Origin of the sequence: Gordonia polyisoprenivorans NBRC 16320 = JCM 10675 (assembly GCF_000241325.1) — a bacterium.
GTDB classification, from domain to species: domain Bacteria; phylum Actinomycetota; class Actinomycetes; order Mycobacteriales; family Mycobacteriaceae; genus Gordonia; species Gordonia polyisoprenivorans.
Genome location: NZ_BAEI01000001.1, coordinates 119,214 through 140,995, shown reverse-complemented (window position 1 = coordinate 140,995; position 21,782 = coordinate 119,214). Strand labels below are relative to the sequence as shown.

19 protein-coding genes are annotated in these 21,782 nt (G+C 67.5%); 10 read left to right on the top strand and 9 right to left on the bottom strand.

Annotated features, from left to right (window positions below):
* Positions 1–5: 5 nt before the first annotated feature.
* Positions 6–1,103: an alanine racemase gene (locus GOPIP_RS00630; RefSeq protein ID WP_006367548.1), complete on the bottom strand. Its 1,098-nt coding sequence runs from the start codon at positions 1,101–1,103 to the stop codon at positions 6–8.
* Complete coding sequence (locus tag GOPIP_RS00625; RefSeq protein ID WP_014359501.1) at positions 1,100–3,031, bottom strand: SDR family oxidoreductase; 1,932 nt, start codon at positions 3,029–3,031, stop codon at positions 1,100–1,102. Before GOPIP_RS00625 ends, GOPIP_RS00630 begins: the two co-directional genes overlap by 4 nt.
* 206 nt (positions 3,032–3,237) lie before the next feature.
* On the opposite strand from GOPIP_RS00625, the gene GOPIP_RS00620 reads away from it, so the two are divergent.
* The 5 genes from GOPIP_RS00620 (at position 3,238) to GOPIP_RS00600 (ending at position 10,241) form a co-directional block, all read left to right on the top strand.
* Positions 3,238–3,837, top strand: a complete 600-nt coding sequence (locus GOPIP_RS00620; protein WP_238534885.1) for a TetR/AcrR family transcriptional regulator — start codon at positions 3,238–3,240, stop codon at positions 3,835–3,837.
* 106 nt (positions 3,838–3,943) lie between these two features.
* Entirely contained in the window at positions 3,944–5,560 is a 1,617-nt protein-coding gene (locus GOPIP_RS00615; protein WP_006367545.1) for a carboxylesterase/lipase family protein, read from the top strand.
* A 140-nt stretch (positions 5,561–5,700) separates the two neighbouring features.
* On the top strand, positions 5,701–6,222 hold the full coding sequence (locus tag GOPIP_RS00610) for a glyoxalase superfamily protein (protein ID WP_006367544.1): 522 nt from the start codon (positions 5,701–5,703) through the stop codon (positions 6,220–6,222).
* A gap of 134 nt (positions 6,223–6,356) precedes the next feature.
* Positions 6,357–6,932 carry a peptide deformylase gene (def, locus tag GOPIP_RS00605; RefSeq protein WP_006367542.1) on the top strand — a complete coding sequence of 192 codons (576 nt, stop codon included), beginning with the start codon at positions 6,357–6,359 and terminating at the stop codon, positions 6,930–6,932.
* Between the two features lie 51 nt (positions 6,933–6,983).
* Positions 6,984–10,241, top strand: coding sequence for an error-prone DNA polymerase (locus GOPIP_RS00600; RefSeq protein WP_014359503.1), 3,258 nt, complete (start codon positions 6,984–6,986; stop codon positions 10,239–10,241).
* A gap of 41 nt (positions 10,242–10,282) precedes the next feature.
* On the opposite strand, the gene GOPIP_RS00595 is transcribed toward GOPIP_RS00600, so the two are convergent.
* The 4 genes from GOPIP_RS00595 to GOPIP_RS00580 all read right to left on the bottom strand — a co-directional run bounded on the left by GOPIP_RS00595 (position 10,283) and on the right by GOPIP_RS00580 (position 14,816).
* Positions 10,283–11,818 carry a hypothetical protein gene (locus tag GOPIP_RS00595; RefSeq protein WP_006367539.1) on the bottom strand — a complete coding sequence of 512 codons (1,536 nt, stop codon included), beginning with the start codon at positions 11,816–11,818 and terminating at the stop codon, positions 10,283–10,285.
* Positions 11,819–11,870: 52 nt separating this feature from the next.
* Positions 11,871–12,497 (bottom strand): signal peptidase I, encoded by a 627-nt coding sequence (locus GOPIP_RS00590; protein ID WP_006367538.1) that lies wholly within the window; start codon positions 12,495–12,497, stop codon positions 11,871–11,873.
* A 61-nt stretch (positions 12,498–12,558) separates the two neighbouring features.
* Complete coding sequence (locus GOPIP_RS00585; RefSeq protein ID WP_210739048.1) at positions 12,559–14,007, bottom strand: cutinase family protein; 1,449 nt, start codon at positions 14,005–14,007, stop codon at positions 12,559–12,561.
* A gap of 170 nt (positions 14,008–14,177) precedes the next feature.
* Positions 14,178–14,816 (bottom strand): SipW-dependent-type signal peptide-containing protein, encoded by a 639-nt coding sequence (locus tag GOPIP_RS00580; RefSeq protein ID WP_006367536.1) that lies wholly within the window; start codon positions 14,814–14,816, stop codon positions 14,178–14,180.
* Between the two features lie 413 nt (positions 14,817–15,229).
* Here GOPIP_RS00580 and GOPIP_RS00575 point away from each other — a divergent pair, with 413 nt between their 5' ends.
* Positions 15,230–15,457, top strand: coding sequence for a DUF167 domain-containing protein (locus tag GOPIP_RS00575; RefSeq protein ID WP_014359505.1), 228 nt, complete (start codon positions 15,230–15,232; stop codon positions 15,455–15,457).
* Positions 15,458–15,658: 201 nt separating this feature from the next.
* Positions 15,659–16,132, top strand: coding sequence for a hypothetical protein (locus GOPIP_RS00570; protein ID WP_026920221.1), 474 nt, complete (start codon positions 15,659–15,661; stop codon positions 16,130–16,132).
* Between the two features lie 16 nt (positions 16,133–16,148).
* Here the strand turns inward: GOPIP_RS00570 and GOPIP_RS00565 are convergent, their stop codons facing one another.
* Positions 16,149–16,613 (bottom strand): tRNA (cytidine(34)-2'-O)-methyltransferase, encoded by a 465-nt coding sequence (locus tag GOPIP_RS00565; RefSeq protein WP_006367533.1) that lies wholly within the window; start codon positions 16,611–16,613, stop codon positions 16,149–16,151.
* A gap of 5 nt (positions 16,614–16,618) precedes the next feature.
* Entirely contained in the window at positions 16,619–17,620 is a 1,002-nt protein-coding gene (locus GOPIP_RS00560) for a serine/threonine dehydratase (RefSeq protein ID WP_006367532.1), read from the bottom strand.
* A gap of 62 nt (positions 17,621–17,682) precedes the next feature.
* Here GOPIP_RS00560 and GOPIP_RS00555 point away from each other — a divergent pair, with 62 nt between their 5' ends.
* The 3 genes from GOPIP_RS00555 to GOPIP_RS00545 all read left to right on the top strand — a co-directional run bounded on the left by GOPIP_RS00555 (position 17,683) and on the right by GOPIP_RS00545 (position 20,562).
* Positions 17,683–18,597 (top strand): bifunctional methylenetetrahydrofolate dehydrogenase/methenyltetrahydrofolate cyclohydrolase, encoded by a 915-nt coding sequence (locus GOPIP_RS00555; protein WP_196813424.1) that lies wholly within the window; start codon positions 17,683–17,685, stop codon positions 18,595–18,597.
* Positions 18,594–18,917, top strand: coding sequence for a DUF3017 domain-containing protein (locus tag GOPIP_RS00550; protein WP_006367530.1), 324 nt, complete (start codon positions 18,594–18,596; stop codon positions 18,915–18,917). The genes GOPIP_RS00555 and GOPIP_RS00550 overlap by 4 nt, the downstream gene beginning before the upstream one ends.
* 85 nt (positions 18,918–19,002) lie before the next feature.
* Complete coding sequence (locus GOPIP_RS00545; RefSeq protein ID WP_006367529.1) at positions 19,003–20,562, top strand: Hsp70 family protein; 1,560 nt, start codon at positions 19,003–19,005, stop codon at positions 20,560–20,562.
* 63 nt (positions 20,563–20,625) lie between these two features.
* On the opposite strand, the gene metX is transcribed toward GOPIP_RS00545, so the two are convergent.
* A complete protein-coding gene (gene metX / locus GOPIP_RS00540) occupies positions 20,626–21,774 on the bottom strand; it encodes a homoserine O-acetyltransferase MetX (RefSeq protein ID WP_006367528.1) in 1,149 nt (382 codons plus the stop codon).
* Positions 21,775–21,782 lie beyond the last annotated feature (8 nt).

The following is a 21,782-nucleotide window of genomic DNA, read 5'->3' as shown; positions in this document are numbered from 1 at the left end:
TGGCTTCAGCTGTTGCGGCCGCGTGCGGCGACGCGCCACGACAGTGATTGTTCCCCTTGGCCTTTCACGATCAGGTCATCGACGAGGTTCACGGCCGTGCACACGTGGTTGGGGATCACCTCGATCCGGTCTCCCGGATCGGGGATCCTCGCCGGCCCCTCGGGGTCGTCGTCCTCGGGGTAGTCGATGGTGGCGTGATGTTCCGACAACGCGGTGATCCGGGCTCGCGGGGAGTCGAGGACATGCCCGAAACCCGTTGCCCACCCGGGCCGGTCGGCGCCGAGGATCTTGCTGCCGGCATCGACGATCACCCGCGATCGCGATCGATGGACCACCGTGGTGACCGCGGTCAGCGCCACCTCGTCGACGGTGGCGCTGCCCAACTCCACCTGCTGGGCGTCGTTGAACGGGTAGACACCGGGCCGGATCTCGGTGAGGGCTCCGGCTTCGGCGAACTCGACCGTCGGGGTCGATCCGCCACTGATCACGCGGGGATCGATACCGTTGTCGCGCAACGACTGTGCCGCGTCGCGCAACGCCACCACCTCGGCGGCGGCGGCCTCGGCGCGCGCCGATCCGGGACCGTATCCGTGTCCGGGGAAGGTGAACACACCCACCACGTCGAGGCCCGCGTCGGCTGCTGCTGCCGCCACCTGCCCGGCCTGTTCGGCCGCCACCCCGGTGCGGTGATGTCCGGAATCGATCTCCACGAGAACCTCGAGATGTGTATCGGGCCGTGCGACCTCGGCGGCGAGGCGGTGCGCTCCGGCGATCGAGTCGACACCCACGCGCATCGACACCGCGCGAGCGATTTCGCGTAACCGCGCACCCGTGTGGGCGGTCACCCACAGCGGGTAGGCGATGAACAGATCGCGACACCCGGTTTGTTCTGCCGCGGCCGCGAACACCTCGGCCTCACCGATGGTTGCCACCGTCAGACCCGTCGCACCGCAGTCGATCTGGCGCCGAGCGATCTCGATGCACTTGTGGGTCTTGGCATGTGGGCGCAGTGCCACGCCGAGGTCGGCGCAGCGTCGCGCCATGGCGGTGAGGTTGGACTCGAGTCGAGTGAGATCGACTGCCAGATACGGGGTGTCGGTCACGGGGTGTCACCGGCTGTGGAGTTCTCCAGAGCGGCCGTCGATTCGCGGCTGAGGAGGTAGTCCTGATGCATGATCCGGGTGGTCAGCCGTGGGGCGAAGCGGTGGCCCAGGTCGGCGAGGTCACCCAGTGGTGTCGACACCCGTTGTGGGCGGCGCAGAATCGCATCCAGTACGCGTGAGGCGCCCTTGTCGACCGACCACACCCCGGCCGAGTCCCGGTACTGCTCGGTCGGCGCGATCATTCGTGTCCGAACCAGTGGGAGCCGCACATGGGAGACCGTCACGTGATCCGACAAGGTCTCGGCGGCGACCGAATCGCTGAACGCCTCCAGTGCCGCTTTCGATGCCGCGTACGCGCCGAAGCGGGCGCCGCGCGCCTGCACGGCGATCGAGGTGACGTTGACGATGTGGCCACTGTTGCGTTCGACCATGTGCGGTAGCAACGCCAGTACCAGATTGACCGCACCGAAGTAGTTGACCGCCATCACCCGGTGATAGTCGTGGGAGCGATCGACGGCGTTGATGGTCGCCCGGCGGATGGAACGGCCGGCGTTGTTGACCAGGACGTCGACGTGACCGTGGTCGACGATGACGGTCTTCACCATGGCGCGTACCGACTCCTCGTCGGTGATGTCACAGACGAACGGGATCGCCTGCCCGCGAGGGTTTCCGGGTTTGGGTGTCGCCGAATTCACCTCGCGCGCCGCGGATTCCAGCTCCTCGGAGTGGCGTGCGACGATCAGCGCCGTGGCACCCCGCTCGACGCACATGCGGGCGGTGGCCTTGCCGATTCCCGACGAGCCACCGGTGATCAGAACGACCTTGCCGACGAGCGGGCCGCGCGGATCGGATCGCCGATGACGCGCCGGGTCGAGTGCGCGCTCCCAGTACCGCCAGAGCAAGGGCGCGTAGTCGTCGAATTCCGGTGGGCGAATCCCGAATCGGGCCAGCCGTGCGATGGTCAGGTCGGAGCGGAACGTCACGGGCAGATCCATGCCGTCGAGCAGGGCGGGCGGGATACCGGCCTGGCGGGCGATGAGGTTGCGGCCGAGGCGTAACGGGGGAGTGCCGGCCAACGACGTGGCGCGTCCGACGATCTGGTGGGGGATCGCGTTGATGCCCTTGGGGGCTCGCAGGGATGGGGCCAGTGCGTTGTACATCTCGGTGATCGTCACCTCGCGGCGGTCTCCGAGGTGATACACCTGGCCGTCGGATTCCGGGTCGAGACCGATCAGGGCGACGAGGGCGTCGACCACATAGTCCACCGGTACCATGTTGATGCGTCCGAGGTCGGGAAACGGGAGACGCAGTGCCGCAGGCAGTTTCCCCAGCAGACGAAGATGACCGAAGAAGTAGTACGGGCCGTCGATCTTGTCCATCTCGCCGGTACGGGAGTCGCCGACGACCACCGACGGGCGATACACACGCCAGCGCAAACCCGTACGCTCGCGGATGACCTTCTCGGCCTCGAACTTGGTGCGGTGATAGGGCGTCGGGAAACCCTGCCCGAGATCGAAGTCCTGCTCGGTGAACTCGCCCGCGTGGTCACCGGCCACCGCGATCGACGAGATGTGATGGCACATCGCATCATGGGCGACGGCGAAGTCCGCGACCCGTGCGGTGCCCTCCACATTCGCGGCATGCTGGCTGGCCGCGTCGGCTGCCATGTCATAGATCGCGGCGAGATGGACGACGTGATCGACCTCGATGTCGTTGTCGTCGACGCCAAGGCCGTCGACGGTGAGATCCCCGATGACCGGGTGGACGCGGTGCGAACCGGGGAAGCTGCGCACGGTGTCGACGAATCGGGGCAGTGAGCCCTGGCGGACGAGCGCGTGGATCTGCGCGTCGGGATCGGTTGCGAGTAGTTGTCTGATGACGCGGCGTCCGATGAATCCGCTGCCACCGGTCACAAAGTACGAGGTCACGGTGAACTCCATGTTCGCAGGCTGACGAAAACACCATTCTTACTGGACAGTAAGATCGGTGTGCTGGTTCACACCCTGTCACTCCGGGCCGTCGCAGGCAAGGTCTGGTGGCTCGCGCGGCGGTCGGTGCACCACAGGCATTGGAGGCTCGCGGATAAATTTTCCACCCCTGGTAAATGATTGCCAGGGGTGGTAGTTTTGCCGTGGTGGCCGCTACTTCCATGATCGCGCGGGTGCGTCGGCAGCAGATGATCGAAGCTGCTGTCGAGGTCATCGACCAGATCGGCGTCAGCCAGGCGTCACTGGTACGCATCGCACGACAGATGGGGGTCAGCCGCAAGCTGATCACCTATCATTTCGACAGTCGCGCAGCACTTTTCGCGGCGGTTGTCGAGCAGATCTATGATCTCGGCCGCAGTGAGGTCCAGCCAGAGGCCAACGCGGCGCGGTCGCCGGAGGCGATGCTCACGGCGTTCATCCGCGGCAGCATCGCCTTTTACGCCCGCCACGTGCGAGAGATGAGAGTTCTCTCGGCGCTGTATGCGTCCGACGATCCCGACGCCCCGAACCGGGACGAGAGCGATCATCACCGAGAGGAGATGACAGCGGTGGATGCGATCCTCACCGGCGGGCAGGAAGCCGGCCTGTTCCGGTCCTTCGACGTGGGGCTGGCCGCCGATCTCGTGCGCGTCACGCTCGACCTCGGGCTGCGGCGGATCATCGCCGGCGATCCGCCGGCGGCGGTGGCCGAGGAACTCGACCGATTCGTGCTGGCGGGGCTACGCGCCGAGCAGTCGCGGATCTGACCACGCGAATCTGACCACCGCGAATCCGACCACCGCGAATCCGACCACCGCGAATCCGACCACCGCGGATTCGACACCCGCGGATCTCCAGCCCACGGAGGGCGACATGACACAGTGCCTGAGACGATTGAGTTCGACCATCACGCTGATCGCCGTCATCATCGTCGGCGGTGTGGCGTGCACGAGCGCCGATGACTCCACACATGCTGCGCCGCTGCAGGTGTCGACCAGCAGTGGGGTCCTGCACGGCCACACGGTCGGGGCCACCCGTCAGTTCACCGGTGTTCGCTATGCCCAAGCGCCCACCGGGGATCGGCGCTGGGCGCCACCGGTCCCGGTGTCGGACCCGAAAGCCGATGTCGACGCCACCGGTGTGGCGCCCCAGTGCCCGCAGGCGGCGACGCCGGTACCGGGGAAGCCGCCACCCACGCAGAGCGAGGACTGTCTGTACCTGAATGTGACCACCCCGCAACGGATTTCCGATGGCTCATCGCTACCGGTGATGGTGTGGTGGCACGGCGGCGGATATGTCAGCGGGTCCGGATCGTCGTACGACGCACAGCGTCTGGCCGACGCCGGTGACGTCGTCGTGGTGACGGTGAACTATCGGTTGGGGATCTTCGGCTATCTCGGACTGCCGGGACTCGCCGGGTCCGGTGACTTCGGATTCGCCGATCAGATCCAGTCGTTGCGCTGGGTACACGACAACGCCCGGGCGTTCGGTGGCGATCCCGGCAATGTGACCGTGTTCGGTGAATCGGCAGGCGGCATGTCGGCGTGTGCGGCCCTGACCTCGCCGGCCGCCAAGGGACTCATCGACAAGGCCATCATCGAGTCCGGTTCGTGCGCATTGGATTTCCCCACCGGAAGTCTGTTCCCCGGAGTTCCGCAGTCACGTCCGTATGCACCCCTTGAACAATCGGAGGCCACCGGTGCGCAGGTCGCGGCATCGCTGGGGTGTGCCGGTGCCGACACCGTGCGTTGCCTGCGGGACCTGCCCGTCGAGAAACTGCTGACCCAGAACGAGACGTTCTCGAACGGACTCGCCTACGGCACCGCGCTGCTGCCCACGAGTCCGGCCACGGCCGTCGCCGACGGCACCACCCTGCGTATCCCGGTCATCACCGGCGGAAACGCCGAAGAGAACGGCGCCTTCACCGCAGGCGCGGTGACGGCAGACCCGCACGCCTACACCGCCGAGTCCTATCCGGCCGACCTACGGGCCGCGTACGGGGTACGGGCACAGGAGGTCGCCGCGCGGTATCCGTTGTCGTCGTTCTCGTCGGCGCCCGCCGCGTTGGCGCGGGTGTTCACCGATTCGGGGTGGTCCTGCCCGACCCTTCGGGCGGCCCACGACTTGTCCGGCCACGCGACGACCTTCACCTATGAATTCGCCGATGCGTCAGGGCCGAACGTGAGCGGTGGGGACAATCCGGCAGTGCCCAAGGCTGCGTTCCACGCCGACGAATTGCCGTACCTGTTCGACTTGAACGGCACCAACCTCGTCCCGCGACCTCCCCAGTCCACGCTGTCGGCGGCGATGATCGGGTACTGGACGTCGTTCGCGCATTCGGGTACACCCACGGCCGCCGACCAGCCGCAGTGGCCGTCGGTGTCGGGGGCGAGCGGTCCGGTGCAGTCCTTTGCGGCCGACGGAGTGCACGGCGTCGACTTCCGTGCCGAGCACCAGTGCGACTTCTGGGATTCGGTGCCGATCACATAGTCGTCGACGGCGCCCGGCACGACGCCGACAGCGCCCGCCATGATGCCGAGCGCGCTGTCGCGGTGGGTACGGTGATCGCAATGGAGAACCCGACCTTCGATCACTGACGTATCGACCACCGCCGCACCAGGAGTCGTCTCATGGACAACCACCTCAGCCCCAAGGCCATGGCCGTCACGTTGCGAGCACGCCTCGCAGAATCGGACGTGACGATCACTCATTCACGCGCGCTCGAAATCGTCGCGGCACAGTTGGGTTTCCGCGACTGGAACACGTGCGCAGCAGCGTCGGAGAATTGCTCCGATCCCATCACGGTTCCGATCGTGCGCACATTTCCCGGTGACGAGGCCGACCGCTTCTATCTCGACTTCCTCGGATTCGGTGTGGACTGGGAGCATCGCTTCGAACCGGGAATGCCCCTCTATCGCCAGGTATCCCGGCAGGGGTGCGTGCTGCACCTGTCCGAGCACCACGGCGATGCCACACCCGGATGTGCGGTGCGCATCCGGGTGCGCGACGCCGCTGCTCTGCAGCGTCGGCTGCATGACAGCACGATCTACCCGTTGCGGATCGGACTCGTCCACGAGCCGGGGCGGGACGAGGTCCGAGTGCCCGATCCCTTCGGCAATCGATTGATCTTCTTCACGCCCACAGGGCAGTAGTCGTCTGCGTCGATGGCGCTCACCCGCGCGTCGAGAGCGCTTGGTAGAGCGCTGTCGCGGGTCTGGAGGGCGCTGTCGGCGGTGTGCGACGAGCCCGGGTGACAGTGCGCTCATCGGCGGAGGAAACTGTGTGCATGCCCATCGCCGAATTGCTGAAGCTCGGAACCGTGCGCCCCATCGTCGCCTGGGGTGATCCGGTGTTGCATCGCGAGGCGCGCCCGGTGACCGACTTCGGCCCGGAATTGCAGACGTTGCTGGCCGACATGTTCGCCACCAACACCGCGGCGGCCGGTGCGGGCCTGGCCGCGGCCCAGATCGGGGTGGACCTCGCGGTTTTCATCTACGACTGCGGCGACGAGACCGGAACGCGACGGACCGGGGTTGTCTGCAATCCGCGCCTCGAACTGCCCGAGGGACGCGACCGCCGCCTCGTCGACTACGACGAGGGGTGTCTGTCGTATCCGGGTGCGTACGCCACCCTGTCGCGTCCGTCGGTCGCCACCTGTCACGGTGAGGACCAGTTCGGCGAGCCGGTGACGATCACCGCCGGCGGGCTGTTGGGCCGGTGTCTGCAACACGAGACCGATCATCTGGCCGGCATGGTGTTCGGCGATCGGCTCACCGCCCGGGCGCGCAAGGGGCTGCGACGTATGCGAGATGAGGTCGCCGACCGTTACCCCGACGACTGGCCCGTCTCGCCGAAGAGTTGAGAGGATGAGGTAAGACCGACGCGAATAGAACGCATGTTCTATGCTCGATGAGTGGGTTGGAACCATGGACCACCGACCTGGTCGGAGATGGAGCGAGTGCTCTCCGGCCGCTCGCGAGCCGGCGAGCGGCCCGGCGAGTTCTTCGGTCCCGGTGACGGTGGTGACTCCCCGGCATGGTCGCGCAAACGTGGACCCTACGTCGCGCCCGAGATCGATCGTGAGCCCTCGGGTGTGCCCTATGCCGAACTGCACGCGCACAGTGCCTACAGCTTTCTCGACGGGGCGTCGATGCCCGAGGAGATGGTCGCCGAGGCGCAGCGCCTCGATCTGAAGGCCTTGTCGATCACCGACCACGACGGTTTCTACGGCGTCGTCCGATTTGCCGAGGCCGCACGGGAATTCGGGATGCCGACGGTCTTCGGCGCCGAGCTGTCCCTGCAGCCCGACGTGGCGCGGACCGGTGTCAACGACCCGCCGGGCGAGCACCTGCTGGTCCTGGCCCGAGACGGCGAGGGCTATCGCAGGCTCTCGCGGCTGATCGCCGACGCGCACATGACCGGTGGCGAGAAGGGGCTGCTGCGCTACGACCCCGACCGGCTGACCGACCACGGCGGTCACTGGCTCGTGCTCACCGGCTGCCGTAAGGGGTCGGTACGCCGAGCCCTCGAGCGGGGCGGACGTGCGACCGCGCAGAAAGCTCTCGGCGATCTCGTCGACCGTTACGGCCGCAACGGGGTGGCCGTCGAACTCACCGCCACCGGCCAGCCCGACGACGACGAACGCAACGCCGTATTGTCCTCTCTGGCCGGTCTGTTCGCGTTGCCGACGGTGGCCACCACCGGTGCGCATTTCGCCGGACCGCCCCAGCGACGTCTGGCGATGGCGATGGCCGCGGTTCGCGCCCGCACCGACATCGACACCATCGCCGGGTGGATGCCCGGGGTCGGCGGTGCGCATCTGCGCAGCGGTGACGAGATGGCGCGATTGCTGTCCGCGCATCCGGAGGCCATCGACAACGCGGTGCACATCGCCGGCGACTGTGCCTTCGAATTGGGTTTGATCGCACCGCAACTGCCACCCTTCGAGGTGCCCGACGGTCATACCGAGGCCACCTGGCTGCGTCACCTCACGATGACCCGGGCACTCCGGCGTTACGGCACGCCTGCGCAACATCCACAGGCCTATCGGCAGATCGAACACGAACTCGCGATCATCGAAACCCTCACGTTCCCTGGCTATTTCCTGGTCGTCGCCGACATCGTCGATTTCTGCAAGAGCGCCGACATCCTGTGTCAGGGGCGTGGTAGCGCTGCCAACTCCGCGGTCTGTTATGCGTTGGGTATCACCAATGTCGACCCGGTCGCCAACGAGTTGTTGTTCGAACGGTTCCTCGCTCCCGAGCGTGACGGCCCGCCCGACATCGACGTCGACATCGAGTCCGACCGTCGGGAAGAGGCCATCCAGTACGTCTATCGCCGGTACGGCCGTGACTACAGCGCACAGGTGGCCAATGTGATCACCTATCGCGGCAAGTCCTCGGTCCGCGACATGGCGCGCGCCCTGGGATACGCACCGGGACAACAGGATGCGTGGGCCAAGATGCCCGACCACGCGCCCGCCGACGTCACGCGTCTGGCGGATGAGATCGCCGGTATGCCCAGGCACCTGGGTATCCACTCGGGTGGGATGGTGATCTGTGATCGGCCGATCGCCGACGTGTGCCCCACCGAGTGGGCCCGGATGGCCGATCGCAGTGTGCTGCAGTGGGACAAAGATGACTGTGCGGCAATCGGTCTGGTGAAATTCGATCTGCTGGGGCTGGGTATGCTCTCGGCGCTGCACTATGCGATCGACCTGGTTGCCGAGCACAAGGGCATCCACGTCGATCTGGCGCAGCTCGATCTCACCGAGGAAGCCGTCTACGACATGCTCTGCCGCGCCGACTCGGTGGGGGTGTTCCAGGTCGAGTCGCGCGCTCAGATGGCCACGCTGCCCCGCCTCAAACCGCGTTGCTTCTACGATCTCGTGGTCGAGGTGGCGCTGATCCGGCCCGGGCCCATTCAGGGCGGGTCGGTGCATCCCTACATCCGTCGTCGTAACGGCGACGAGCCGGTCACCGTCGAACACCCGTCGATGCTCGGGGCTCTCGAACGCACACTGGGGGTTCCGCTCTTTCAGGAGCAACTCATGCAACTCGCGGTGGACGTGGCGGGGTTCGACGCCTCCGAGGCCGATCAGCTGCGCCGGGCGATGGGCTCCAAGCGCTCGCCGGAGAAGATGCAACGGTTGCGTCAACGGTTCTACGACGGCATGCGCAGCACTCACGGCATCACCGGGCAGGCCGCCGACCACATCTACGAGAAGATGGCGGCCTTCGCCAATTTCGGTTTCCCCGAGAGCCATTCGCAGAGTTTCGCGTCGCTGGTGTTCTATTCGTCGTGGTTCAAGCTGCATCATCCGGCGGCATTCTGCGCAGCGTTGCTGCGTGCACAACCGATGGGGTTCTACTCACCGCAGTCCCTGGTCGCCGACGCCCGGCGGCACGGGGTGCGGGTACACCGGCCCGACATCAACCGCTCACTCACCGAGGCGACGTTGGAGAACACGGGGCTCGAGGTGCGGCTCGGTCTGGCTGCGGTACGCGGGGTCGGCGAGGAGGTGGCCGAGCGTATCGTGCTCGCCCGCAACGCCGATGGTGATTTCACCGGGGTCACCGACCTGTCCCGGCGTGCCGCGTTGAGCACCCGTCAGCTCGAGGGACTCGCCGGTGCGGGCGCGTTCGACTGCTTCGGGCTGAGCCGACGCCAGGCCCTGTGGGAGGCCGGAGCCGCGTCGAGCGCCCGGGCCGAACACCTCGACCTGCATCAGGCGGCGGCGACCCCGACCCTGCCGGGCCTGTCCGATGTCGAGTTGGCCGCGACCGATGCGTGGGCGACCGGGGTGACCCCGACGGCATACCCCACCCAGTACCTGCGTCCGCGGCTCGACGCACTCGGCGTGATCCCCGCCGACGGGCTGCTGTCGGTACCCGACGGGTCGCGGGTCCTGGTGGGCGGGGCGGTGACCCATCGCCAGCGCCCGGCCACCGCCTCCGGGGTGACCTTCATCAATCTCGAGGACGAGACCGGGATGGTCAACGTCGTCTGCTCGGTGGGCTTGTGGATTCGCCAGCGCGAGCTGGCGACCTCGGCGTCGGCATTGCTGGTGCGCGGCAAGGTGCAGAACGCCGAAGGGGCCGTCACCGTGGTCGCGGACCGATTGCAGCGCATGGACCTTCGAGTGGGGACGCGATCGCGGGACTGGCAGTGAGGCGCTACGGTGCCTGCCCCGGAAGCCAGTGCCGTCGGAGGTCAGCTGCCGGACTCGTCCGTGGTCCCTGGTCGTGCGGTGCCCACCGTTGATCCTGCCGTGTCGGTCGTCGGTGCACCACCGGTGCCCGGCGTCGTCGTCTCGGCTGCCCCGGCTTCGGGGGCACCCGGGTCGGGCGTGGTGACCTCGGGTTCGGTGACTTCGGGAGTGGTGCCTTCCGGCGTGACACTCTCGGGAGTGGTTCCCGGCGTGGTGATCTCGGGGGCGATCACCGTGCTCGGCAACGCGAACATCCATCCCGCGGTGCCGCTGGGCTGCCACACCGCCGAGCCGCCGCCGCGTCCGACCGTGAAGGCGAACCAGCCGGTGTAGGTGCTCTCGGGGTGCAGCGTGGCCGGAATCATTGTGCCCCGGTCGGTCTCGGCCGATCCGACAGCGATCCTCCGCCCGCTGACGAGGTGTGCGACATCGTCGGCGGACATCCGCGACAGTCGTGCACCACCGGTCTCGGCCGACGTGTCGACGCTCATCCGCACCGCGACGACGATCCCGTCGTCGCCGGCGGTCGAGACGACGTCATGCACTGTGGCGCGACCCAACTCGGTGCCGTCGGTGGCGATCAGGTCGAACGGGACACCGCGCTGCACCGTGGTCACGGTGTTGGGTCCGCTGGGCGATTCGGCAACGGAATCGCTTGGTGCCGAACCGGATTCCTCGGTGTTCTCGTCATCGACCGCGGCGTCGCCGGTGGCCTCTGCGGTGCTGGACTCCGCGTCCGCGCGGGTCTCCTCGGCGACGGAGCTCATCGGTGCGGCGAAGGTGTCGACATCGGGAAGGGCGGCTCCCAATCCGCATTCCGCGCGGACCAGTAGTGCATCGATGGTCCAGTAGTTGGTGCCGAACAGGTCGTATTCGCCGATCTGGAGCCGCAGCGCCGACAGCGCGGAATCCCCGGTCACGCTCGCGTAGCTGGTCAGCGTGCCCCGCAGGCGTGCGGCGGTGATCGGCGCAGTGAAGTCGGTGGAGGTGCCTGCGGCGGGGACCGCAACCGTCGTGCTGCCGATGGTCATCGTGCCGCCCGCCGGTGCGGTGACCGTGGGACCGCTGTCGGCGGTGCACACCGCCGATGCGCTGATCGGCGCGGTCAGCTGAACCCGGCGACTCGACGACAGTGCGGTCGCGTAGATCTCGAAGCTGTTCATCGTCGCCGAGGCCGAGCCGGTCGCGTTTCCGGAGGCGGTGTAGCTCGCGGTCGACGTGCCGGCGCCCTCGGCTCTGGTGATCCCGAGCAGCCCGCTGGTGTCGATGACATCGGTGACGGTGGACGTACCGGGATTGTCATGGGTGTGGGTGACGCGGGTGGCCTCGACGTTGTCGGTGGTGATGACGCGATCGATGGTGGCCCGACCGGTGAGCGAGCGTGCGTACCCCTCGGTGACGTCGGCCCGGGCGAACGTCGAGGTACCCCAGATCGCGGACTGCCAGGAGGCGAGTACCCCGGTGGTCTGGACGGCGAGCATGCCGGCGGCGATGGTTGCGATGGCGGCGAGGACGACGGCGATCTTGGTGCGTGTCATGGTGGTTTCCGGTGCGAGCAGGTGGATGGGTGGACGGTGGACGCGGGCCAGCTCACTCGCGGATGCGAGGCGAGCGTGGCCAGAACGCCCAGAGCACCAGCAGCGAGGCACAGATGGTGATCGTGCCGAGTACGTAGGGATTGGCCAGCCACACCACGCCCTTGGCGAGTCCTGGTGCGTGCCAGACGACTTCACGGACTTCGGCGACCCGGTACATGCCCGGATCCGGGTTGGGATTGGCGTCGCCCTTCATGGCGATCAACGCGTGGCCGTCGGCTTGGGGGTGGACCTCGGTCACCCGGTGGGTGACCGGACGTCCCGTCTCACGATCGACGGTGACGATGTCGCCGACGGAGATCTCCGACGCCGGTATCTGATGGACCAGGGCCAGCGATCCCTGCGGAATCGTCGGTGACATCGATCCGGTCTTGAACATGATCAGTGAGTAGTTGCCCACGAAGGCCCAGATGACCAGCACGATGCACACAAGGCCTGCGGCGGCGAGGACATTCATGATCGTGTTCTCGAGCACGCGCAGAATCGGTGATCGGGGCGGCGGGCCCGCCGGTGCGGGGTCGATGGGAGTCGCCGGGCCGGTGTCGTTGGTGGTGTGCACCGACCACGCGGGGATGGTGGGGGTGTGCCGTGACGACGCCGGGTGTGACGTGGCGCGTGTCATTGTCTTTCTTTCTCGTGCTGTGATTTTCGTGTGCGACCGATGCGGAGGGCCGATCGCTTGGTCAGGTCTCGTCGATCCGGCTGGAGAGCCAGGTGCCGATCCAGTCGAGTGCCGTGGTCCCGTGGTCGTCGACGACGAAGGAGCGGTAGTCGACATGTGCGTCGGAGGCGGCGAAGTCGGCGGCGGTGACCGCGTCGGTGATGACCGCCGCCGGGTCGGCGATCGCGTGGGCGGCGATGACGCGTGCCAACGCGCTTGCGGCGTCGGTCAATTCGGTCGACACCAAGGGCGTACCGGACGGACCGGCACTGCGTCCGGTGACGAAATCATTCGCCAGGGAGCCGAGTTCACGTGTGATGTCGACGACGTCGCCTGCCGAGGTGGTGACATCGGGGGTGGTGAGGACTGCGTCGGAGGGTGTGAGACGACCGAGGACGTACCAGCTGAGTTCCTGAATCCGGCCGACGACGTCGGCGGTGCGTTCGATGTCGACGCGATCCAGGATGCGGGCGAGTGCGGCTGCGGCCGTGGTCATTCCGGTCTCATCCGGGATGACGGTGAGAACGTCGGCGACGGTGCCGTAATCGATGGCGGCGGCGAGCGTCACCAGCGGGCGCAATTGGTTGTTCAGGGTTCCCGAGATCTGGTGGGCGGCGCGCAGGTCGCCGGCGACGAGACTCTCGCGGAGCCGGTCGGCGTTGTCGGCGATTCCGGCCATGTCGAGCGAGGCCAGGGTGCTCATCGCGTCGGCGGTCCGGGTGAGAGCCGATTCGGTCTCCTCGGTGGTTGTCCCGAGAGCCGAACCAATCTGCCCGAGAACGGGATTGCGGTCCTTGTCGATGGAGCAATACAGATCGTCGGGGTGGCAGATCGTGATCACCTTGCCCGCGAGCGCACCCATGCCCTGGGGGCGAGGGTCGGCGATCCCGGTGCCCGTCGAGGTGGGGCCGACGGTCTGCTCCCCGTCGGTTCCGGACCGGGGGTCGGCCAGCAAAGCCACTGCGCGGACGCGATCTGCGGTCACCGGACCGTCACCGTGACCGATGGCGGCGGCGAGATCGCCTGCGGCGTCGGCGCCTTGGCTGTATCCGGTGATGGTGTAGCTCGCGCCGGGATGTACTGCGGCGTGTTCGCGCAGAATCTGTGACGCGTTGGCGACCGCGGTGGATTTGCTTGTCGCGTAACTCTGCCCGTTGTCGAAGGCGCGAGCCATGTAGGGAAGGAAGTAGACGACCGCGCCGGCGCCGTGATCGGCGGCGATGCGGTTGGCGACCGGTTCGAGCATGCCGGTGGCCGAGGTGGGATCGGCGGCATCGTCGGTCTCCCAGGTCCCCGGGATGAACAGGTTGAAGGTGGCCGCTGTCGGTGTGCTCGCTGTTGCGGTCGTGGCGACCGGCGATGTCAGCGCGCCGAAGCCGAGAATGGCGGTGGCCGCGGCGATCGATATGGCCAACAGTGAACGCAGGTGGCGGCCGATCCGGATGGGTGTGTCAGGGGTACATGTTCTCATCGTGCTCTCCCGGGGGAGTGCGTGGGTGGTGACCACGATGGTGATTGCGGTCGAAAAAGTCTGTGATACAGCGGAAGTGATGGACGTCGCTGAGTTCTTGTGATGATGCGGGCAGGCGGGCCGGCGCGGTGGCCGGCCGCCTGCGTGAGGAGGGGACCAGCGGGATCCGCTCAGCTGTCGACGCTTTGGGCCGACATCTCCCAGGCCGCGTTGACGGTTTGGTCGAGTCCCGACGGATTGGTCCCGGACGGCAGGGTCACGGTGAACCCCAGCCATTTCTGGCCGTTCGCGTCGACCCGGACGGTCGACGAACTCTGTCCGGAGGCCATGGCGCTGTTACTCAGAATGGCCGAACCGCCGGTGCCGTCGTATGTGCCCGGATTAACAGCGCCCAGGTCGGCAATGCTGACGATGAGCTTCTGGCCAAGGGTGTTGGTGCTGTCGACCCTGGCGCCCTGGACGGTGACGTCGGCGGCCATGTTGCCCTCGGTCTCCTTGAGTCCGACCAGCGCATGGACGGAGTCGCCGGGCATCAATGCGCTGGGATCGATGGTTCCCAGAGTGAAGACCATGTTGCCTGCGTCGTCCTGTGTCAGGAATTCGTCCCAGTTCGCCCCGGCGTCGAAGCTGCCCTGGACATTCCAGGAATTCTCGCCGGTGCCGAATTGCGAGTCGCCCCACACGGAATCGTTCCAGGCGGCGAGGGTGATCACCGCGCCGACGCCGAGGACCGAGCCCGCGGCGAGAAGGGCCTTCTTCTTGCGGCGCTTGGCGGTGGGGTCGGGGGTCTGGCTGTTGTTGATGGTCATCTTTCTATCCGATTGTCGCTGGTGGTAAGTGGCGGATTCGCCACTCATCACACAATAACAAGTTATGAGGACATATATTTCAATTCTGTCTACAATGCTCGAAATTCGGCCGTCCGAACATATAAACAATGGCCATGCGATATTGAAAAAGAGTGTTGCGCAACGCAATTGGAGGAGATCGCGAGCATCCGAAAGTGAAGGGGCCGTGCATGGGTTGCCAAGAAGACGCAACCCGTGCGATGTCTCCGGGCTCACTGGGGCGACGATAGGTGACCCGGGGGACAGCGGGCTGTGCTGCGATCGGTCCGGACACCGGGCGGCGCTGATGCGGTGAGAGCGGCCGCATCGGGCATACGGCACAATCGTCACCGGGCCTGCGCCGCGGCGGGACGTGACGATTCGAGGGGTGGAGTATGCCACAGCAAGTGGTGGTGACGGTGAAGCCGAACAGTCGGAAGGGACCATTGGTGCAGACCGGTCCGGACGGCTCGATCACGATTTACGTGCGTGAGCCCGCCACCGAGGGCAAGGCCAACAAGGCGGTCGCCGAACTGCTCGCCGCCCACCTGGGTGTGCCGAAGTCGAGGGTGAACCTCATCGGCGGCGCGACCTCACGCACCAAACGCTTCCGGGTCGCCTGAGGAGGGTTTCTCGGGTCTCCGCACGCGAGCAGCAGGAAGTGGCATCATCGGGTCATGTCACCCGACAGCTCCCCGTCGCACTCGGAATCTGCCGTGCGACAACAGGTTACGCAAACCGAAGAATTGCCCCATACCGGAGAATCCGGCTCGGTACCGAGTGGGCCGGCGCAGCACGCGTACGGGCAGGCCGGTGACGCAGATCTGTCCGCGGCTCGACTGCCGTGGGTGCGCTTGCGACGGGCGTGGCGCGGGTCGCTCGAGCCCGGCGAACAATCCGCGGTGCTGTCGTGGGCGGCTTTCACCACGACCTTCGTCACCGCGCGCGGCATCACGCACTGGATTCGCGCCGGTCACGGCCCCGCCGGCGGTGGAATGAGTCTGGGTGGACACCACTTTCACCACTACAACATCGGAATCGGGTTACTCGGCGCCATCGGTGCAGTCGCGGTGCGCGGCGCCGAACGACACCGGCGCCATCCGGCGACCGCCATCGCCTACGGCACCGGCGTCGGGCTCATCGTCGACGAACTGGCCCTGTTGCTCGATCTCGAGGACGTCTATTGGGCCAAGCAGGGCCGTACCAGCGTGGACGCCGCCGTCGCCATCATCGGAGCCGGTGGATTGGCGGTCGCCGGAATGGCTTTCTGGCCGGAGGCCCGAAAAGCGCTGCGCTGAGGAACGTGCGCAGGATTCACACCGCCCCGTCGAATCCCTGTTGTCGCCAGGCCTCGTACACCGCGATACTCGCCGCGTTCGCGAGATTGTGCGAGCGTCGGCCGGCGAGCATCGGTATGCGGATGCGGTCGGTGATCTCCGGCTCGTCGAGAACCTCCTCGGGCAGTCCCGTCGGCTCGGGGCCGAACAACAGGACGTCGCCGGGACGGTAGTCGACGTCGGTGTGATAGCGCTGCGCATGCGCGGTGAAGGCGAACACGCGCTGCGGCTTGAGCGTCGTCCATGCCGTGACCAGGTTGGGATGCACTGTCACCGTGGCCATTTCGTGGTAGTCCAGGCCGGCTCGTTTGACCTGGGCGTCCGACATCGAGAACCCCAGCGGCTCGATCAGATGGAGCTCGCATCCGGTGTTCGCGGCCAGCCGGATCGCGTTGCCGGTGTTGGGCGGGATGCACGGTTGGTAGAACATGATCCGGAACATGGCTGTCATTGTGCCGGGTGCAGGTCGTCGAGCCTGGTGTTGGCCCCGCACAGGACGATGCACAACGTGGAATCGGTCGCGGGTTCGACGGCGCCGGTGGTGACCGCAGCGACGGCGGTGGCCGTGCCGTGTTCGATGACGATCCGGAAGCGGTCCCACATCATCCGGCGGGCCGCGATGAGGTCGGCGTCGTCGACGACCACGGAGTCCACGGCCCGGTCGGCGATGGTCGCCCAGCAGATGCCGCCGACCCGACTCGCACCCAGCGAATCCGCCGCGATGCTGTCCAGCTCGACGGTGACGGGCTCTCCGGCCGCCCGGGCCTGATCCAGACACGAGGCGCCGATCGGTTCGGCGCCGATGAGGCGGTCACCGGGCCGCAACGTGGCAGCGAGTCCGGCGAGCAGACCGCCACCGCCGACACAGGCGACGGTCTGCAGTCTGTGGCCGGGGAGGTCCTCGGCCACCTCGAGGCCGATGGTCCCGGCGCCGGCCACGATCGTCGGCAGATCGTAGGCGTGCAACAGCAGTGCGCCGGAGTCGGCGGCCAGCGCGGCGGCGGCGTCGGCGGACTCCTGATAACGAGTGCCGATGAGCCGCACCGTCGCACCGAGTGAACGCAGCGCCGAGATCTTGACCGCCGGAGCGGTCTCGGGGACCACCACGGTCGCCGGAACGCCGACGAGTCGGGCAGCCCAGGCCGCACCGAGCGCGGCGTTGCCGCCGGAGGCCACGAGAACCCCGGCCTCGGGCAGGGCATCGTGGGCGACGGCGTCGAGCACCGCATTGAGACTGCCGCGCACCTTGAAGCAGCCACCGAGCTGCGTGTACTCCAGCTTGAACACCACATCGACCGGTCCGCCGACCGTGTCGAGCGTGGTCTCGAGCAGGGGAGTGCGCCGCAGGCGGCCCGCGAGTCGTGCACGCGCCGCCATCACGTCGGCAGCGGTGACGGCGACGGGGGTTCCGGCGCGATCGGCGTCCCGATCGGGCGCTGCAGGCGACATGAGCGCAGGCTACCGGCCCGGCCGGGCGATCGGTCGCACAGCGGAATGGAACAATGGTCGGCGTGAGCGCGATACGACTGGACGGCAAGGCCACCCGCGACGAGATCTTCACCGACCTCGCCGCACGAGTGGAGAAGTTGCGCAGTGCGGGAGTCACCCCAGGACTCGGGACCATCCTGGTCGGCGACGACCCCGGCTCGCAGTCCTACGTCAAGGGCAAGCACGCCGATTGTGCGCGGATCGGGGTGTCGTCGATCCGCAAGGATCTGCCCGCAGACACGACGACCGAGGACCTCAATGCGGCCATCGACGAACTCAACGCCGATCCCGCCTGTACCGGGTACATCGTGCAGCTCCCATTGCCGAAACATCTCGACGAGAACGCTGCGCTCGAGCGTATCGACCCGTCCAAGGACGCCGATGGCCTCCATCCGATCAACCTCGGCCGACTCGTGCTGGGCAAGGAATCGACCCTGCCGTGTACGCCGCGGGGGGTCATCCACCTGCTACGGCGCTACGGCATCGACATCGCGGGTGCGCGGGTGACCGTCATCGGCCGCGGCGTCACCATCGGCAGGCCCATCGGCCTGCTGCTGACGCGGCGCAGCGAGAACGCCACCGTGACCCTGTGCCACACCGGTACGCGCGACCTCGCCGCCGAGGTGGCCCGCGCAGACATCGTCATCGCCGCGGCAGGGGTGCCGCATCTGGTGACCGCCGACATGGTCAAGCCGGGTGCCGCCGTGATCGATGTCGGCGTCAGCCGGACCGAGGACGGCCTGCGCGGCGACGTCGCGCCCGACGTCTGGGATGTGGCCGGACACGTCTCGCCCAACCCGGGCGGGGTCGGGCCGCTCACGCGCGCCTTCTTGCTGGTGAACGTCGTCGAACGGGCCGAGGCTCAGCTCGCGGCGCTCACCGCAGGCGACTCCGTGCGGAACGCCGCGGGCGACGCCGTCGGGACCCGTTCGCGATGACCGGCGGCGCCCCCCAACGGGTGGAGCGGTTGCGCCACGTCCGACGGGTGCGCGCCTACGCGGTACAGATTCCCTACCTGCTGGTGCTGCTCGGCGTCGTGGCCGCCGCGGCACTCGTGTTGTTCGATCGATGGCGTCGCGGAGCGTTCGTGTTCGGATCGGCGTTGTTGTTCGGCGCACTCCTGCGCGCGCTGATCCCCACCTCGCGGGCCGGGTTGCTGCAGGTCAGGGGTAAATTCTTCGATGTCGCGGCAATGGCGTCGGCAGGTGCGCTGATCCTCTGGCTGGCGACGTCGATCGACCCTTTGGGCACAGATTGATTACACTGGTGACCTAAGCGTGACATTCGGGGTACGGACCCGACGCACAAACTCCGCCGAGCGGAGCGATTGTTAGCAACACTAAGTGGGGATTGACATCAGTTCGACGTTCGAGATCAACGACCAGGCAAGACCGGGCGACACCACGTCGCTGGGCGTCTCCGTCGGTGAGGGAATGATCCATTACGTCCTGCTCACGCACGACGAGGCAGGTCGCACCGCCCTCGAGGCGCGCGTCTTCGACGTCGATCCCACCGACGGACTCGATTCGGTGGGACGCGTGAACGCGGGCATCGACCTGATGCTCGACGCCGCCCGCGCCGCCGAACTACGCGTCGGCCCGATCGGGGTGGCGGCGCGGACCGCCACCCAGCGCCGTCGTCTGCGCTCGGGAGGGTCGGGTACCCGCCGTCAGATCCACCTCGGCTCCGATGAAGAAGCGGTCGCCGAATTCCTGACCCGAACCGGACAGATCGGACGATTCTCGTCGGTGGTCGTCGCCGATTGCGGCGACACCGGCGTGTCGCTCTACACCGTGGATCCGGCCGCAGGCCGGGTCGGGTCGATCGAGAGGTCGACGGTGCTCAGTGGACGCCGGATCGACGAGGCGCTCGCCGACCACATCGCCGCGGAGGTGGACGGCGCCGACGCCGGCACCCGCACCAAGCGCCAGCGGGCCAAGCTGGTCAGCGCCTGCCGCACAGCGAAAGAAGAGGTCGCCGACCCCACGTCCGCCTCGGGTGCATCCACTGCGGGGCTGGGCTCATCGGCAGGATTGGCCGGGGTGTCGTTGACCTCGGCGACCGTCGAGCGGGTTGCCGGCCCGATGGTCGACGAGGCGCGCGAGGTGTTCGCCCGCTATCTCGCCGATCTCCGGTTGCGCGGTGACGCCCCCGACGCCGCGGTGCTGGTCGGTGGGTTGGCGAATCTGCCCGTCACCCGACGAATCGTGCCCGATGCCGGACTCGAACTCCTCACCCCGGCGTCGCCGGAATTGGCCGCGGCCACCGGTGCGGCGATGCTCGCCGGCAAGGCAGGCACCAACCGACTGGCCTTCATCGGCGGTCGCCGCGCGCGTAGCTGGTCGGCGGTACCGGTGGCGATCGTGGCCGGGATCATCGGTGCGATCGTGATGGCGGCGGTCGCAGTCGGCGCCACCGTGACCGACGACGCCGACCCGCTGCCTTCGCCGACGCGCACCGCCGATGCGCACACCATTGACACCACCCGGGATTCGGGATTCACGACGACGTCGCATCACCAGACGACGTCGGTGGTGACCTCGGTCGCGGTGTCGTCGCCGACCTCGCCGGACGGGCACGAGCAACTCCCGAGTTGGGCGACGACCGAACTGCCGCTGACGACGTCGACGACCACCCTGACGCTGGTGCCCAACACCACCACGCCGTCGGCGACCACCCCGTCGACCACCACCCCGACCGGCCCGACACTGACTCCGTATCCGACGCTGCCGATCCCGTCCGGTCTGATCCCGTCCGGTCTGATCCCCAGCATCGTGCCGCCGCAGACGACCGCGCCGGGATTCGCTCCGGAAATCCGGCCCTCCCAGCCGTCGTCGAGTACCGCGCAGGCGCCGAGTGCGGGGAATCCGGCGGAGACGACCACCACCACACCCGCCCGCTGAGACACGCCCGCCCACGACGCCTGCAGGCGCGTGGGCGGGTCGGTCTGTGTCGGTGTGAGTGCGTCAGCGGCGAGCGAGATCCACAGTGCGCTTGAGGAGATCGGCGATCGCGTCGAACTCGGTGAGGAACCCGTCGTGGCCCTTGTCGGAGCGGACCACCTGGAGCCCGCCGACGCAATTGCCGAGGCCCTCGGCGATCTCGGCTTGTAACCGCAACGGATACAAGCGATCCGAATCGATGCCGGCGACGATGGTCGGGACGGTGCACGAGGCGAGGGCGGCGGCGATCCCGCCCCGGTTGCGGCCGACGTCGTGGTGGTTCAGCACGTCGGAGAGCACCACGTAGCTGCCCGGATCGAAGCGCTCGATCAGCTTGTCGGCCTGGTGCTCGAGATAACTCTGAATCGCATAGCGACCGCCGAGAAGCGGATTCTCTTGCGCCTGAGGCGTATTGGCGAACCGCTCGTCGAGCTCACCCTCGAATCGGTAGGTGAGGTGGGCGATGCGCCGGGCGATCCCGAGGCCGGCGATCGGGGACCGTCCGGTGCCGTGGTAGTCGCCGCCCTGCCAGTCGGGATCGGAGGTGATGGCCGCGATCTGGGTGGTCTGCGTGCCGATCTGATCGGCGGTGGCACGCGCGCCGACCGCCAGCACCAGTGCGCTGCGGACCCGATCGGGGTACTCGATCGCCCACTCCAGCGCACGCGCGCCACCCATCGAGCCGCCGAGTACCGCGCCGATTCCCTTGATACCGAGGGCATCGAGCAGGGCTGCCTCGGCACGCACCTGATCGAGCACGGTGATGTCGGGGAAGCGTGAACCCCAAGGCCGCCCTTGCGAATCCGGCGACGACGGGCCCGTCGACCCACGGCAGCCGCCGAGGACGTTGGCGGAGATGACACACCATTCGTCGGTGTCGATGGCCGCTCCCGGCCCGATCAGACCATCCCACCACCCGGGGGAGGGATGTTCGTCGGTGGGAGCGCCGGTGACGTGCGAGTCACCGGTCAGGGCGTGCAGGGTCAGGATCACGTTGTCCCGTGCAGGCGACAACGCCCCCCAGCGCTGGAACGCCAGGGTGACGTCGTCGAGTTGCTGCCCGTTGTCGAGAGCCAACGACCCCAGACGCATTCGGACCATCTGTCCGTCGGGAACTCGTTCCCACTCGGGCTGATGCGTCGTGGTCGCCTGGGGGTCGATGCTCACCGACACGGGTGTTG

What these genes read in the sequence shown, in the direction of transcription:
- GOPIP_RS00580 (WP_006367536.1), bottom strand. Translation starts at nt 14,816, where the DNA reads ATGACCATCAACAACAGCCAGACCCCCGACCCCACCGCCAAGCGCCGC.
- def (WP_006367542.1), top strand. Translation starts at nt 6,357, where the DNA reads ATGCCCATCGCCGAATTGCTGAAGCTCGGAACCGTGCGCCCCATCGTC.
- GOPIP_RS00560 (WP_006367532.1), bottom strand. Translation starts at nt 17,620, where the DNA reads ATGTCGCCTGCAGCGCCCGATCGGGACGCCGATCGCGCCGGAACCCCC.
- GOPIP_RS00590 (WP_006367538.1), bottom strand. Translation starts at nt 12,497, where the DNA reads ATGACACGCGCCACGTCACACCCGGCGTCGTCACGGCACACCCCCACC.
- GOPIP_RS00615 (WP_006367545.1), top strand. Translation starts at nt 3,944, where the DNA reads ATGACACAGTGCCTGAGACGATTGAGTTCGACCATCACGCTGATCGCC.
- GOPIP_RS00595 (WP_006367539.1), bottom strand. Translation starts at nt 11,818, where the DNA reads ATGACACGCACCAAGATCGCCGTCGTCCTCGCCGCCATCGCAACCATC.
- GOPIP_RS00565 (WP_006367533.1), bottom strand. Translation starts at nt 16,613, where the DNA reads ATGTTCCGGATCATGTTCTACCAACCGTGCATCCCGCCCAACACCGGC.
- GOPIP_RS00575 (WP_014359505.1), top strand. Translation starts at nt 15,230, where the DNA reads ATGCCACAGCAAGTGGTGGTGACGGTGAAGCCGAACAGTCGGAAGGGA.
- GOPIP_RS00550 (WP_006367530.1), top strand. Translation starts at nt 18,594, where the DNA reads ATGACCGGCGGCGCCCCCCAACGGGTGGAGCGGTTGCGCCACGTCCGA.
- GOPIP_RS00585 (WP_210739048.1), bottom strand. Translation starts at nt 14,007, where the DNA reads ATGAGAACATGTACCCCTGACACACCCATCCGGATCGGCCGCCACCTG.
- GOPIP_RS00610 (WP_006367544.1), top strand. Translation starts at nt 5,701, where the DNA reads ATGGACAACCACCTCAGCCCCAAGGCCATGGCCGTCACGTTGCGAGCA.